Consider the following 14,838-nt stretch of genomic DNA (forward strand, 5'->3'; position numbering starts at 1 on the left):
CTTCGTTCGCGGAACATCTGATCGGCAGAATCGCTCGGTGGTGGTCGTCGGAGGCATCATCTCAGCGGTGCTCGTGCTGATCGTCGTCGCGGCGACGTGGATCTACCCCCGTTACGACGCCCCGCCGGGCATCGACATCACCCTGCGGACCTCCTATGTGGGACCGGGGGTGACCGAGGGCAGCAAGGTCATCCTGAGCGGTTCGGAGGTCGGTGAGGTGACCGACCTCAGCAGCGCCGCTCCGGGTGACATCACCATCGCGATGCGGCTGCGACCCGAGCTGATCGAGGGCGTCACGTCGACCTTCGACGTCGACTTCCGGCCGCGGAACTACTTCGGTACCACCGGGATCAACATCGTCGCGCAGCCGGGCGGCGAGCCACTCACCGGCGGTGAGACCTTCGAACGGACACCGAAGGGCGACTTCACCATGTCGACGATGATCGAGCGCGGCTCGCTGGTCGTCGACGGGACCCTGACCACCGACATCGTGCGCTCGCTGGAGAAGACGGTCCGCTATACCGACGGGCTCGCACCGCTCATCGACACCGGCATCACCGTGGCCGATCGGGTCGCGGCCACGCAGCGGCATCTCCCGCACGAACTCATGGAGAAATTCGACGACATCCTCGCCGAGGCCCCCGAGTTCAGCCGCGAACTCATCGACATGCTTTTCATGGTCTACGAGAACGAATCGCTCAATCCGATGGGTGCCGACGGCGTACGCCGCGCGAACATCGACGTGCTCGACCGCCTCGATGCCGGCCTGGACCTGGCGTCCTCGCAACTGTTCGGGCTGGCGGGCACCCTGCTTGCCTCGCATCCGAAAGAACTGACACCCCTGACCCAGGTGGTGACGCAGGTATCCGATCTGATCCCGCACTTCGTCGGCGGCGGTATGTCCCCGAAAGGCCTGATGCAGTTGATCGACAAGTACAACAGTGCATTCGCGATGAAGGGCGGTCGTCCGACCCTCGATGTCGCGCTGGTGGTCAACACCTTTCCGGCGCTCGCCGCGCCGCTGTCGCACGTCGCGACCGGGCCGCAGGGAGGTGCGCGGTGAGCACGACGACTGCCACCGTCGCGAAGCTCGCTGTGGCGGTCACGGTGTGCGCCGTGCTCTTCGCGATCGTGATCAGTGCGATGAAGTCACCGGTCGATCAACCGACGAGGACCTACCGGGCCGAGTTCTCCGACATCTCCGGACTGCGGATCAACGGCGACGTGCGCACCAAGGGGGTGCGGATCGGGAAGATCACCGACACGCGCATCGTCCGCGTCGACGGGCGCAGCGTGGCCGAGGTCGACTTCACCCTCGACGAGTCGTATCGGCTGACGGAGAACTCGCGTCTGACCGTGAAGTACCAGAATCTCACGGGCGCAAGATATGTCGACGTCGCCTTCGGGCCGGCCGGACGGCCGGTGGACACGGTCCCGCTCAGCCACACGACGGGCTCCTTCGACATCACCGAATTGTTCAACGGCCTGCAGCCGGTACTCGCGACGATGCGCACCGACGAGGTCAACGAGTTCACCGACAATGCGCTGGCCATCCTGCAGGGAGACGGCAGCGGACTGGCGCCGATGCTCGACAACGTGGCGAAACTGTCCCGGTTCGCGACGGACCGTGAACGGTTGATCTCCACGCTCACCGCCAACCTGGCCCGGATCGCCGACACCATGGGAGGCCGGACCCCGGAGGTCATGGAGTTCCTTCACTCGGTCAAGATCCCGGTCGCCAAGGGAATGACCGTTCTAGAGGAGTTCTACAAGACGGATCGCTACGGACCCGCCTTCACCGAGCCGATCGACCGGATGATGGGCAACATCGGACTGCGGCCCGGGCTCGACGTCGACAAGCTGCTCACCGATGCGTTCAGCTCGATTCCGCAAGCCGCCGAGGCGCTCCGGATGATCCCGGTGGCGGTTGCCGGTCTCCAGGTCCCGGCCGGCATCGATCACTCCGGACGCAGTTGTGCGAATGGGCTCGCGGACCTGCCGTCCGATGTCGAGCTGCTGCTCGACGGAAGTGAGGTCGTCGTATGCGCGGCACGATGACACCGGCCATGCTGGGACGTTTGACCAAGAGGGTCGGGCGCGAGGTCATGATCGGGACGGCGCTGCTGGTCGCGGTGATCGTCATCGCCGCCGTGATCGTCGTCGTCTACGTCAATCCCCCGGGGAAGAAGCAGTTCACCTTCCTCACCGATGACGTGTCGTCGGTGGCGGTCGGGCAGGACGTGCGCGTCGCCGGGCTCAACGTCGGCAAGGTGACCGGACTCGAACTCGGCGCCAACGAGGTCCGGGTCACCGCCGAGGTCGATGAGGAAATCTTCATCGGGGATCGCTCCCGGGTCGAGGTCCGGATGCTGACACCGGTCGGCGGCTACGCCGCGACCCTCATTCCTCTGGGGGATGTTCCGCTGGGGGACACCTGGATTCAGTCCAGCGCGGTCAGCGTTCCCTACAGCATCGGGGACGCGATCCAAGAGGTGCCGACGGTCACCGACAACGTCGACGCCACTGACATCGACGGCAATCTCGGTCAGGTCGCCGATGCCCTGGGCGGGCAGTCGCCCTCCTTGCGGGACATGGTCGACGGAATGCGGAGCGTCACCGGTGTCATCGCCCGCCAGCGATCACAGGTCGACGCGATCGCAGCGCTGAGCACCGAGTACCTCGAGGCGTTCGAGGCCAACCGGGCATTCATCTTCGATCTGCTGCGACAGACCGACATCGTGCTCTCGACCTACAACAACACTCACGTGGGGTTCAACGAGGCGTATGCGCGGCTCGGACGGATTCTGATGTCGATCCAACCGCTAGAGGCCTACTACCTGGATCACAGCGATCAGGTCGTCGCGGCGATCAATCAGTTCCGGCAGATCGCCGAGACCGCGCAGAACACGATGGGGCCGGCCATCGACAAGCTGACCGCGCTGCGAGATCAGCTGGCGGGCTGGCTCGGTCCCGAGGGGATCAAGGAACTCAAAGGCGGAACCGTGCTCGCCTCCGATATCTGTATCCCGGTTGCCGGGAGGAAGTGCTGATGATGCGACGTCCGAACCTGGGAATCATCGGGGTCGTGGCAGTTCTCGCGCTGTCCGGCTGTGCCGGCACCGCGCTGGCCGCCGATGAACTCCCGCCCACCACCGGGGAGTTCTGCGCCGAGATGCCGGATGCCACCGGTCTGTACGCCGACAATCCGGTCACACAGATGGGATACCGCATCGGCCGGGTCGCCGCGGTGCAGCCACGAGGAGACCGCGTCCTGGTCACCTTCGAGATCGACACGCCCCGTGCGATTCCCGCCGATGTGAAGGGGGTGATCCGGTCCAAGTCGTTGCTCGCCGACCGCAGTCTGGAGCTCGTGGGGAACTATGCCTCGGGTCCTCGGCTCACCGGCGACCGATGCATCGCCCTCACCAACAGTTACACGCCCAAGACGATCTCGGAGATCTCCGCTTCGGCAGCGGATTTCGTCGACGACCTGGCCCCCGCAGGCGAGGGCCAGAATGTCCGGGGAGCCGTGACCGGACTCGCCGACGCGCTCCGCGGGGTGGGGCCGCACGCCCGCGACGTCATGACGAATGCAGCGGATGCGGCGCAGAACCCGGACAAGGTGATCGCCGACATCGGCAGTGTCATCTCCGACATGGCACCGCTGAGCGAGGATGCGCTGAAGAACTGGGGTGCGATCGAGTCCATCCTCACCCAGGCGCCGAACATCCTCGAGGTCGGCACCGAACTCTGGACCGGTGCGACGGAACTGACCAAGGGTGTCGCCTGGACGGTGGCGACCCTGTACGACATCGAGCGGAACTACGGTGGCGACATCTGGCCGGTCGTGCACGGTCCGGTGACGCAGGCGATCTCGCTGGCGGCCGCTCGCGCGCCGGACATCTCGTCGCTGGTGTCGACCATCCCCGCGGTTGCGCAGGCGGTGCGTCAGCAGACTCAGGGCGAGGGGCGCGGACTCTCGGTCCGGTACACACCGCCCACGGTTCGCGTGTCCGACGTCTCCCCGGAATTGTGCGCTCAGGCGAACAAGCTGCGCCCCAACACCTGTACGAGACGTGGTGCGGTCAGCGAGTTCCGGGGTGACGCATTGTTGGACATGGTCCTGCTGGGGGGTCGGTCATGAGACGGCTTGCATGGTTCTCCCGCCTGGGTCGGCGGACGATCCGCCGGGGCGTGCCGGTGGCGATTCCGGCGATGGTCATGACGATCGTGCTCGCGGGGTGCGCGATCGGTCCCGATGACCTGCCGTCGGTACGTCCCGGAACGGGCGACGGCTACGAGGTGTCGGTCCGATTCGCCAGTGTCCTGTCGCTGCCGAACGGTGCCGACGTCGTCGCCGATGGACAGCGTATCGGCGAGGTGACCGGGCTCGAGTTGACCGACGACTACGTGGAGGTCGCGGCGCGAATCCGCAAGGGCACGCGCATTCCCGCCGACACCGATGCCGTCATCCGGCAGAACACCCTTCTCGGTGACACCTACATCGCCTTCGTCCCGCCTGCGGGCGACGGAGAAGACGGTTCGACAGGTGCCCGGGGGTATCTCGAGCCGGGGTCGGTCATCGGCGTGGAACGCACGGTGTCGCCACCCCCGCTCGAGGACACGCTGGCGGTGCTGGCCAACTTCGTCAACGGCGGCACCATCACCCAGATCCAGGACGCGATGGCGCGGATCAACAACGTGATGCCCAAGCGCCGGGATCTGCGCCGGCTCGCGACGGTCACGTCGGTGGATCTGAGAGACCTGGGACGCAACACCGGTGAAATCGATCGTTTCCTGACCGGCATGAACGCTTCGGCCGCGGCGATCGGTGAGCGCCATGACGAGCTGACCAAGATCTTCGGCGCCGAGGCGGCGACCTACTGGCGGCGTGATGCCGACAGCTTCCTGGTTCACATCGCCTATCTGCTGCCCTCGATCGGCAGCATCTTCGAGGGCGGGATCTGGCTGGTGCCGATGCTCAATTCTCTCGCGGCCACGTCCGACGACGTGCGCGGGATCGTGGACGATGGACCGCGATTGGCGATCAAGACCTCGGACTTCCTCCGTAATATGTTGCTTCCGTTCGCATCCAACCCATCGGTCGATGTGACCTCGGTGACGGCACGAGGTGGCGGTGAACAGCTGATCGGCGATGTGGAGAACCTCTTGCGGATGCTGGGAGCGGTGCGATGAAGAAGTCGATGCTGTCGATTGCCGGGATGCTCGTGATCGGTGTTCTGGCCTTCGTCTACATGGGGACCCTCGGGCTCCCGGTCAGCCGGGAGAGCGACGATCGGAGGGTCACCATGGAGGTCTCGGACGGCAACGGTCTCGTCCCCGGAGCACGAGTGCTGTTGCGCGGCGTCGAGATCGGCACCGTGGCATCGGTCCGTCCGTCTGCGCGTGGGGTCACGATCGGCATGAAATACCGTCCGGAGTATCAGATCCCCACCGAGAGCACGTTCCGGATCGAGACCCTGTCGGCGCTCGGTGAGCCCTACGTGGCGGTCACGCCGGCGGTGGCGACCGGCCCGTACATCGCCGAGGATGCGGTGATCGGCCGGTCGCAGGTCGATGATCCGTCCACGTTCAAGGATCTGTCCGAGCGCGTCACCCGACTGCTGGAACAGGTCGACCCCAAGAGCGTGGGAAAGATCTTCGAGACCCTCGACGTGGCGTTGCCCGGCCCGTGCACGGATGGCGGGGTGTGCGCCGATGACGAACAGTACGTGCTGGGCAGCATCAACCGCGCCGGTGAGCGTCTGGCCTCGACGATCGGTGGTCAGGCCGACAATCTCACCACGCTGCTCAGCGCCCTGCAGCCGCTGCTCATGAGGAGCGGAGAGATTCCGGCCGCGTTCCGCGGGGCTGCCCCGGTCGCCGAAGGGTTCGGCCGGAATCTCGGTGTCCTCCAGGACGCGCTGAAGTTCGCGGTGTTCCGCGGCGGGCCGCTGGCCACCGGAATCGAGGATGGTGCCGGACCGTTCCTGATGGAACTCCAGAAGTTCCTGGACAACACCGCCGCAGATCTCAAGGTGATCGGCGACAACCTCCTGCCGACGGTCAGCGCCGGCGCCGGCGCGTTGCGCACGGTCGACCCGAGCGCGGTGCTCGTCCGTGCGCTGGGCGCGGTCCGGAACGGGTCGCTCCACGTCGAAGTGGGGGTGCCCGGGTCCTGATACACGACCTGCCGGAAGAACGCGGCAGATGACAGCAGCCAGCCACACGAACGGATGAGAAACGGTGCGGACCATGGAAAACGACCCAGAACGCAGGGACGACACGAAGGACGACGACGGGACGGCGAGCGCGACGACATCGGGTATCGCAGTGCTGGAGAAAGGCGCGGAACCGGCGACCGCTGCCGGCGGTGCGCGCGGCACCGGTACGGAAGTGCCGGGCCACGCCGCGGGGGACCGAGCTCGTGGGCATCAGGTGTCCCTGCGGTCGGTGATCGTCGGCGGCGTGATCCTCGCCCTGGTCGCGGCTCTCGGCCTCGTCAGCTGGCAGTTGCACTCGCGCAGTGAGGAATTGACCGCGACACAGGCGGCTGCGACGGCGGAATCGCAGGCCGAGAAGGTTGCTCTGGACTATGCGAAGGGTGCCGCCGCGATCGACTTCAAGGACCTGCCGGCCTGGCGATCCCGACTGACCGAGGGGACCTCGGAGGAGATGGCCGCCCGATTGACCCAGGCGGCCACGTCGATGGAGCAGATCGTCACACCGTTGCAGTGGACGTCGACGGCGGAGCCGATAGCCGCGGTCACCACGTCGGTCGACGGCGACGTGTACTCCGTGGACTGTTTCGTCGGCGTCACCACGAAGAACACCCAGACCCCCGACGGTATCCAGTCGACTGCGACATACAAGCTGCGACTGGACAAGTCGAAGGACTGGAAGATCGTCGACATCTCCGGAGTCAATGCCGAACTACCGACCGGCGGCCGATGAATCGGTGACGGAATGATCTGCCGGTGTGATCGGCGTCGATGACAGCGGACGGCGGCGTGGTGCATCATCGGATCCATGAGTAGCCAACGTCGTCAATCCATGAGCCCCACCACTCGGCGACGTTCGTCGGACCTGCAGGCCCTGATCGTGGTCGCGGCCGAGGAGGAGTTCAGCCACCTCGGCTACAAGGGTGCGACGATGGCGGCCATCGCCAATCGTGCCGGCGTCACCAGGTCGGTCCTCACTCGGCATTTCGCCACCAAGGCCGATCTTTTCGCCGAGGTGATGACCAAGCCGCTGCTCCAGTTCGCCGACAGTTGGACCAGCCGCTGGGCCGATCGTCTCGCCGAGGAGCCACCGGAGCTGGAGCTCGTCTACGAGTTCATCTCTGACCTGTTCGAGAACAGCCGCAACCACACCGCCGTGCTCCGGCTGCTGATGTTCTCCGGAGAACAGCTCGAACCCGAAGTGCGCCAACAGGTTAGGGAGTCCATCGATGAGGGGATGGGCTCGGTGCTGGCGATCGCGGTGCGCACCATCGCCGCGCACGGGTACCCAGCGGAGCATGCCGACATCACGGTTCGAGCGCTCATCAGCATGGTGATGGGCTACGTCAGCATGGACTCTTCGGTGCTGGGATCGGTTGACGATGACGACGAAGTCGTTGTGCGACATATGTCTGCGCTGATCCTGCACGGAATCTCGCTCGGCGCGGAGGCCGACGGGGGCCCAGGCGAATAAGGTACAACGTTGTCCCTTGACGGGTTGAGGTGGTGGTTGCCACACTAGGTGTGTCGTTGTAGCCCAAAAGATTTAGGAATCCCCCTCATGGCCAATGTCACATCAGACTGGGATCCGCTGTCCGAGGCGAACCTTGCAGACCCTGTCGCGGTCCAGAAGAATATGCGTGGCAAGTGCCCGGTTGCCTGGACCGAGCAGTTCGGCGGCGCGTGGGCGGTCTTCAAACACGCCGACATCGAACAGGTTGCCGGCGATCCGGAAACCTTCAGTGCAGCAGAGGTGTTCGTCGTTCCGGACATGACCGGGGGAGTCTTTCCATGGCTTCCGGTCCAGTCCGATCCGCCCCAGCATGCCGACTACCGTGCCCTGGTCGCTCCCTTCTTCCGTGGATCCCGAATCGCCGCGTTCGAGCCCGAGCTGGTCCGCATCGCGCATGAGTGCATCGACAGTTTCATCGACGACGGTCATGCCGACGTGGCATCCCAGTTGAACTACCGGGTGTCCTCGAGCGCGTTGGCGATGCTCATGGGCGTTCCGCAGGAAGACGGTCTGCGATTCAAGAGCTGGCACGAGGGGATGGTGTCGGCCAATGCCTCCGGTGACCAGGAAGCGCTCGGCGTGACCTTCATGGATCTCATGGGTTACGTCCAGGCGTGGATGGAGAAGACCAAGGCCGAGCCCGGCGGCGACGATCTGATGTCGGCGCTGATGGAGGCCGACATCGACGGACGGCCGCTGACCAATGAGGAGATCTTCGGCACCTTCATACTGCTGATCGTCGGCGGGTTCGAGACCACCGCCGACGTCACGAGCGCCACGCTGGCGCATCTGGCCGAGGATCACGAGCTACGAGAGCAGTTGCGCGCCAATCCCAAACTGATCACCAAGGCGGTCGGCGAGTTCGCGCGTGTCTTCGCCCCCACGCAGGCCACCGCGCGTACGGCGACTCGGGACGTGGAGATCGGCGGTCGGACGATCTGCGCCGGCGAGCGCGTACTGCAGATGTGGGCGTCGGGAAGCCGGGACGAGGACGTGTTCCCCGACCCGGACAAGTGCGACATCGATCGGCCGGGCAAGACCCAGCTGACCAGCTTCGGTTCCGGAAATCACCGGTGCCTCGGGGAAGGTCTGGCGCGCATCGAGATACGTGCGATCCTCAGTACCTGGCTCGAGCGCATCGACACCTTCAAGGTCGACGGGAACCCGGAGCGCGGCACCTGGCCCACCCAGGGGTGGCATTCGATGCCGATGAGCTTCACCGCACGCAGCTGATCCACGGGTCGGCCGCAGACTCCGCTGATCGGTGCGCCATGAACGTCAGTGCGTCAGGAACACCTTCACGACGACGATGGCGGTTGCCAGCACGGTGACCGCGGTCGCCCCGATCAGCGTTGCGCGGTTGGGTCTTTCATTGTTCAGGCGGTCGATGACGAAGACCGTTCCGCCGATGCGCAGCAGGATCACGATCTCGGCGGCCAGCTGTGCGGTGCGCGGTTCGATCCAGCCGATCCACGCCATCGCCAGGATGAGGCAGGGCACCGACGCCGAGGAGAGGATCGGTACCGAATCCCGAAGGTGGTGCAGGACCGTCGTCTTCGTGGGGTGGACGGCGCCGTCGTGCACCCGTCGCGCCACCGCCTCGGCGAAGACATGTGCGATGAAGGTCGACGCGGCTGTGCCGAGCACGATCAGGATGCCGACGAAATCGTCGGTGAGGTGCAGCGGGATCAGCGCCGCCAGGATCAGGATGTTGCCGTAGATGTACGCGCTGATGCGGGGCGCGGCGTGTTCGCGGTCCAGTGGACGGCCGCGGGAGAACAACGGGCCGTGCAGGAGGGACCACGGTCGGACACTCATGGTCAACGAACGTATCAGCGTGTGGGCACGAGCTCACCGACAACATCGGCGACCTTGTCGTCGAGACGGCTGAGGCAGACCGTCGCCGCGACGGTGGCGACCTGATCGGCGTTGGACTTCACCCCGAGTGCCGCCACGGCGGCCGCGCGCCCATCGTCTTCGAGTGCCCGGAAGTCGCGGCAGCTCAGAGCCTTGGCGGTGGAACTCCGGACGGCGCCCGACGGTGCTCCCGAGGTGGCCGCTTCTCTTGTGGGCCGCCCCGTGTCTCCGGTGGTCTGCTCGGTGCCGGCGGTCTGTTTCGAGGTGGTCGCGGACGGTGCGGGTTCGGCGTCGTCGGACGAGCATCCGGCCAGCGACAGGGTCAGGGCGAGGGCGCCGGCGAGCAGGCCGGATCGGACCAAGCGGGTGCAGGACATGAGCATGGAGAACCTCTCTGGGGAAACGAGCGGAAGTGCCGGGACGGGCGAGGGCCGCTAGCGCCTCAGTCCCGACAGCACGCCGGAGATGGCGGACCGGATGTCGTCGAGTTCGATACGCATCAGATCGTCTGCGGACAACGAGGCGAGGTCGCCGGCCGTGCTGAGCCGGAACTCGCGCTCCTCCTCGGCGGCCTCGACGATGTTGCGGATGAATCGGCCGTTACCGGCCAGATCGGTGGCTCGACGCGTGCCGCCATCGTGGTCGCGGACATCGTGGTAGAGCGGCGCGCACGCCTGCTCCAGTTCGGCGACCGCCTCCGGGGTGAGGACCGAATCGCGTTTGCGCGCGATGAACTCGCCGATCTGCGCGAGCTCTCGCGGGGTGTACGAGTCGAATCGGACCCGACGTGCGAAACGCGACGCGAGGCCGTCGTTGGCAGCGAGAAACCGGTCGATCTCCGAGTCGTAGCCCGCGATGATCACGACCAGACGATCCCGGTCGTCCTCCATCCGCGCCAGCAGCGTGTCCACGGCCTCGCGACCGAACGCGTCGCCACCCGACAAACCCTTCTGGATCAGGGTGTACGCCTCGTCGATGAACAGGACGCCGTCCATGGCCGAGTCGATGAGCGCCGACGTCTTGATGGCGGTGGAGCCGAGGTGTTCGCCGACCAGGTCGCGCCGGGTCGCCTCGACCACCTTGTCGGATTTGATGAAGCCGAGCCCGCAGTAGATCTTGGCGACGATCCGGGCGACGGTCGTCTTGCCGGTACCGGGCGGCCCGGTGAAGGCGAGGTGCAGGCTGCGCGCCGAGGTCGAGAGTCCGCGGTCGGCGCGGACCCGGGCGAGGGTGGCCGCCGACTGCAGCTTGGCGACCTGCTGTTTGACCGACTCGAGTCCGATCTGTTGTTCCAGTTCGCGCTGGGCGTCGGTCACCAGCTCGTTCTCGACGCCGTCGGCTCCGCCCGGCGACACCGTGGTCTGATTGCGGTCCGGCACCGAGGCGGGGTCCCAGCGGTCGGTGCGTGCGGCGATCTCCTCGGGCGTGGTGCGGAGGACGCGGATCGTCGGGGACCGCATGGCCTGCGCCGCCGCGGTGTGCGCCGGATTGCGCGCGTAGACCTGCTCGAGCATGGCCTTGGCCTTCTCCTCGTGACCCTGCTCGCGAAGCGCCAGGCCGTAGGCGTACATCGCGCTGACCGAACAGCCCGCGACCGGACCGTCGATGGCGTTCTGCAGGCGACGCATGCCCTCGCCGAGCATCCCCAGGTGCACGCACGCTGATCCGGCCATGAAGTCGGCCACAGACTGCATGACCGTGTCGCCCCACCGGTCCGAGCGGGTGAGGGCGGTCAGCACATCGGGCCATCGTTGTGTTCGGTAGTGGAGGTGAGCGCGGACGAATTCCACGATCGGCAACCGATGGGCGGGCGGGATCTCGTCGAGCGCCTCCTCGGCGCCCGAGTAGTCGGCACCGCGGATCAGACTGGACGCAAATGCGGCAGTGGCGTCGACGGCGGTGATCGCCGGATAGTCGATGTGCAGCCCGGTGTCCCAGCGACCTGCGATGGTGCCCGGGGGAAGGCCGAGCCGACGCTGTTCGGCGCCGATCGTCGCTCGTGCCCGATACAGTCCCAGCAGGACCTCGTCGCTCCTGTCCCCGCAGGCGAGGCGGCCGATCCAGGCGTCACCGAGCGAGGGATCCCACTCGGTGGCGCGGGTGAACGCCTTCGCGGCCTGTGCAGGGTTGTTGATCGGCTCCTGACCGTCGAAGGGGATGTTCAAGGACAGGACGCCCAGCTCGAAGAGTGCCCTCGCCTTGCGGACATCGGCCATCTCGTCCCCCTGTGTCAACGTCGTGCCCCGCGCGTCGCCGGCGTGCCTGCACCCCCGTGCACGTCCCGCGCCCTGCACGGCTCGAGTGAACAGACTATCCCGAGACCGGGCCGGTCCCGGCTACAGATCTCCCAGGGGAGGAGGGCGCACCGAACGCCTGAGGTGCGCCCCGTCGCCTCCGACGGCCCGGGCCCGCCTAGACTTGTCTGCGTGAGTGCCCAGGTGGATACCGTCTCAGCCGCTTCCTCGACCCCGGATCATCCGCAACCGTTCCGCGAACTCGGTCTCAAGGACGACGAGTACGCGCGAATCCGCGAGATCCTGGGCCGTCGGCCCACCGACGCCGAGCTCGCCATGTACTCGGTGATGTGGTCCGAGCACTGCAGCTACAAGTCGTCGAAGGTCCATCTCCGCTACTTCGGAGAGACCACCACCGAGGAGATGCGGGCCAACATGCTCGCCGGTATCGGTGAGAACGCCGGCGTGGTCGACATCGGCGACGGGTGGGCGGTGACCTTCAAGGTCGAGTCGCACAACCACCCCAGCTACGTCGAGCCCTATCAGGGCGCGGCGACCGGTGTGGGCGGCATCGTCCGCGACATCATGGCGATGGGCGCGCGGCCGATCGCGGTCATGGATCAGCTGCGCTTCGGCCCGGCCGACGCTCCCGACACCCGACGCGTCGTCGACGGCGTGGTGCGCGGTGTCGGCGGCTACGGCAACTCGCTCGGACTGCCGAACATCGGCGGCGAGACCGTCTTCGACGCCAGCTACGCGGGCAACCCGTTGGTCAACGCCCTGTGCGCGGGCGTGCTGCGAACCGAGGACCTGCACCTGGCGTTCGCATCGGGCACCGGCAACAAGATCATCCTGTTCGGTGCGCGCACCGGACTCGACGGCATCGGCGGCGTGTCCGTGCTCGCGTCGGAGACCTTCGACGATGCCGAGGGTGGCGGTCCGAGCCGTAAGAAGCTGCCGAGCGTTCAGGTGGGCGATCCGTTCACCGAGAAGGTGCTCATCGAGTGCTGCCTCGAGCTCTACCACGCCGGACTCGTGGTGGGCATCCAGGACCTCGGCGGCGCGGGATTGTCCTGCGCCACCAGCGAACTCGCCGCAGCGGGGGACGGCGGCATGCACATCGAGCTGGAGCAGGTGCCGGTGCGTGCCGAGGGCATGACCCCGGCCGAGGTGCTCTCCAGTGAGTCGCAGGAACGCATGTGCGCCGTCGTCGCCCCGGAGAACGTCGACGCCTTCCTCGCCGTGTGCAAGAAGTGGGACGTGCTGGCCACCGTGATCGGTGAGGTCACCGACGGTGACCATCTGGTCATCACCTGGCACGGCGAGACCGTGGTGGACGTGCCGCCGCGCACCGTCGCCCACGAGGGCCCCGTCTACGAGCGCCCGGTGGCACGTCCGGACTGGCAGGACACCGTGATCGCGTCGACCACAGAGCCGCTGCAGCGTCCGGACACGCCGGATCAGCTGCGCGAGACGCTGCTGAAGATGCTCGCCAGCCCGGCGCTGTGCAGCCGCAAGTTCATCACCGACCAGTACGACCGCTATGTCCGCGGCAACACCGTCCTGGCCGAGAACGCCGACTCCGGCATGATCCGCATCGACGAGAAGACCGGACGCGGAATCGCTCTCGCGACCGACGCGTCGGGTCGCTACACCTTCCTCGACCCGTATCGAGGTGCGCAGCTCGCGCTGGCAGAGGCCTACCGCAACGTCGCCGTCTCGGGCGCGACCCCCAAGGCCGTCACCAACTGCCTCAACTTCGGTTCGCCCGAGGACCCGGCGGTGATGTGGCAGTTCCAGCAGGCGGTCCGTGGACTCGCCGACGGCTGCGCACAGCTGGGCATCCCGGTCACCGGCGGCAACGTGAGCTTCTACAACCAGACCGGCGCGACGGCGATCCTCCCGACGCCGGTGATCGGTGTCCTCGGTGTGATCGACGACGTCCATCGCCGCATCCCGGCGGGCTTCGGCACCGAACCGGGGGAGACGCTGATCCTGCTCGGCGAGACGCGCGACGAGTTCGACGGCTCCATCTGGGCGCAGGTCGCCTACGACCACCTCGGTGGTGTGCCCCCGCAGGTCGACCTCGAACGCGAACGGCTGCTGTCGGAGATCCTGACCGCCGCCTCGCGCGACGGACTGATCTCGGCCGCACATGATCTCAGCGAGGGCGGCCTCATCCAGACCGTCGTCGAGGCGGCCCTCGCCGGCGAGACCGGTTGCCGAATCCTGCTGCCCGAGGATGCCGACCCCTTCGTCTGGCTGTTCTCCGAATCCGCCGGACGCGTGCTGGTCGCGGTGCCGCGTACCGAGGAGTCGCGCTTCGCCGCGATGCTCGACGCCCGCGGTATGCCGTGGACGCGCATCGGCGTGGTCGACCAGGGCAGCGACGAGGTCGAGGTCCAGGACTACTTCTCGGTGCCGCTGACCGAGCTGCGCGAGGTGCGCGAGGCGACGTTGCCTCGCCTCTTCGGCGACACCGCGTAGGAGCCCGATCGTTGTCACACGCAACGTTCTCGCCTGCGGGAACGTTGCGTGTACATCGTTGGAAGCAATCTGATTTCCGGAACCGCCCAACAGGCTGAGGGTCGGTTACGCTCCTGGGGTTCTCAGAGAGAGTCGAAAGGGCGCAGATGAGCTATCCCTATGATCCGAACCAGCCGCCGAACTACGGCCAGGGTGGTTACGGACAGCCGTACGGCGCATACGTGGGTGGCCCGCCGCCCGGACCCGAGCCGGACAACAACCTCGTGTGGGCGATCCTGACCACGGTCCTGTGCTGCCTGCCGTTGGGCATCGTGGCGATCGTCAAGTCCACGTCGGTCAGCAAACTGTGGGCTGCAGGAGATTTCGCAGGTGCCCAGAAAGCCGCCGATGATGCCAAGAAGTGGGCGATGTGGGGTGCGATCGCCGGTGTCGTCGGTTCGATCCTGATCGTCGTGGCCTATGTCCTCTTCTTTGTCGTCCTCTTCGGCACAGCAGCGACCACGTCCACGTACTGAGCGGTTCGAGA

15 protein-coding genes are annotated in these 14,838 nt (G+C 66.5%); 11 read left to right on the top strand and 4 right to left on the bottom strand.

Annotation, left to right across the window (positions count from 1 at the left end):
• Positions 1-37: 37 nt before the first annotated feature.
• The 8 genes from NWF34_RS06955 to NWF34_RS06990 all read left to right on the top strand — a co-directional run bounded on the left by NWF34_RS06955 (position 38) and on the right by NWF34_RS06990 (position 7,695).
• Complete coding sequence (locus NWF34_RS06955) at positions 38-1,063, top strand: Mce family protein (protein WP_258324495.1); 1,026 nt, start codon at positions 38-40, stop codon at positions 1,061-1,063.
• Complete coding sequence (locus tag NWF34_RS06960) at positions 1,060-2,058, top strand: MlaD family protein (RefSeq protein WP_024500105.1); 999 nt, start codon at positions 1,060-1,062, stop codon at positions 2,056-2,058. The genes NWF34_RS06955 and NWF34_RS06960 overlap by 4 nt, the downstream gene beginning before the upstream one ends.
• Positions 2,043-3,050 (top strand): MlaD family protein, encoded by a 1,008-nt coding sequence (locus NWF34_RS06965; protein WP_309148629.1) that lies wholly within the window; start codon positions 2,043-2,045, stop codon positions 3,048-3,050. Before NWF34_RS06960 ends, NWF34_RS06965 begins: the two co-directional genes overlap by 16 nt.
• Complete coding sequence (locus NWF34_RS06970) at positions 3,050-4,144, top strand: MlaD family protein (protein WP_258324496.1); 1,095 nt, start codon at positions 3,050-3,052, stop codon at positions 4,142-4,144. The genes NWF34_RS06965 and NWF34_RS06970 overlap by 1 nt, the downstream gene beginning before the upstream one ends.
• Positions 4,141-5,196 carry an MlaD family protein gene (locus NWF34_RS06975; protein ID WP_258324497.1) on the top strand — a complete coding sequence of 352 codons (1,056 nt, stop codon included), beginning with the start codon at positions 4,141-4,143 and terminating at the stop codon, positions 5,194-5,196. Before NWF34_RS06970 ends, NWF34_RS06975 begins: the two co-directional genes overlap by 4 nt.
• On the top strand, positions 5,193-6,182 hold the full coding sequence (locus NWF34_RS06980; protein WP_258324498.1) for an MlaD family protein: 990 nt from the start codon (positions 5,193-5,195) through the stop codon (positions 6,180-6,182). Before NWF34_RS06975 ends, NWF34_RS06980 begins: the two co-directional genes overlap by 4 nt.
• Positions 6,183-6,255: 73 nt before the next feature.
• On the top strand, positions 6,256-6,954 hold the full coding sequence (locus tag NWF34_RS06985; protein WP_258324499.1) for a hypothetical protein: 699 nt from the start codon (positions 6,256-6,258) through the stop codon (positions 6,952-6,954).
• A 99-nt stretch (positions 6,955-7,053) separates the two neighbouring features.
• Positions 7,054-7,695 (top strand): TetR/AcrR family transcriptional regulator, encoded by a 642-nt coding sequence (locus NWF34_RS06990; protein ID WP_258324500.1) that lies wholly within the window; start codon positions 7,054-7,056, stop codon positions 7,693-7,695.
• 102 nt (positions 7,696-7,797) lie between these two features.
• Here the strand turns inward: NWF34_RS06990 and NWF34_RS06995 are convergent, their stop codons facing one another.
• Positions 7,798-8,163, bottom strand: a complete 366-nt coding sequence (locus tag NWF34_RS06995) for a hypothetical protein (protein ID WP_258324501.1) — start codon at positions 8,161-8,163, stop codon at positions 7,798-7,800.
• Positions 8,164-8,169: 6 nt separating this feature from the next.
• Here NWF34_RS06995 and NWF34_RS07000 point away from each other — a divergent pair, with 6 nt between their 5' ends.
• The gene (locus NWF34_RS07000; RefSeq protein ID WP_258324502.1) at positions 8,170-8,967 is read left to right on the top strand and encodes a cytochrome P450; all 798 of its coding nucleotides are present in this window, start codon (positions 8,170-8,172) and stop codon (positions 8,965-8,967) included.
• 45 nt (positions 8,968-9,012) lie between these two features.
• Here the strand turns inward: NWF34_RS07000 and NWF34_RS07005 are convergent, their stop codons facing one another.
• The 3 genes from NWF34_RS07005 to eccA are packed head-to-tail and all read right to left on the bottom strand — an operon-like array spanning position 9,013 to position 11,807.
• Entirely contained in the window at positions 9,013-9,552 is a 540-nt protein-coding gene (locus NWF34_RS07005) for a hypothetical protein (RefSeq protein ID WP_024500097.1), read from the bottom strand.
• A gap of 14 nt (positions 9,553-9,566) precedes the next feature.
• Positions 9,567-9,968: a hypothetical protein gene (locus tag NWF34_RS07010; protein ID WP_236577578.1), complete on the bottom strand. Its 402-nt coding sequence runs from the start codon at positions 9,966-9,968 to the stop codon at positions 9,567-9,569.
• Between the two features lie 57 nt (positions 9,969-10,025).
• On the bottom strand, positions 10,026-11,807 hold the full coding sequence (gene eccA, locus NWF34_RS07015) for a type VII secretion AAA-ATPase EccA (RefSeq protein ID WP_258324503.1): 1,782 nt from the start codon (positions 11,805-11,807) through the stop codon (positions 10,026-10,028).
• A gap of 210 nt (positions 11,808-12,017) precedes the next feature.
• Between eccA and purL the strand changes: the two genes are divergently transcribed.
• Positions 12,018-14,312: a phosphoribosylformylglycinamidine synthase subunit PurL gene (gene purL / locus NWF34_RS07020; protein ID WP_024500094.1), complete on the top strand. Its 2,295-nt coding sequence runs from the start codon at positions 12,018-12,020 to the stop codon at positions 14,310-14,312.
• A 146-nt stretch (positions 14,313-14,458) separates the two neighbouring features.
• Positions 14,459-14,827 carry a CD225/dispanin family protein gene (locus NWF34_RS07025; RefSeq protein ID WP_006435705.1) on the top strand — a complete coding sequence of 123 codons (369 nt, stop codon included), beginning with the start codon at positions 14,459-14,461 and terminating at the stop codon, positions 14,825-14,827.
• The last annotated feature ends 11 nt before the right edge of the window (positions 14,828-14,838 follow it).

Origin of the sequence: Gordonia sp. GONU, from assembly GCF_024733855.1 — a bacterium.
Lineage (GTDB): Bacteria > Actinomycetota > Actinomycetes > Mycobacteriales > Mycobacteriaceae > Gordonia > Gordonia amicalis.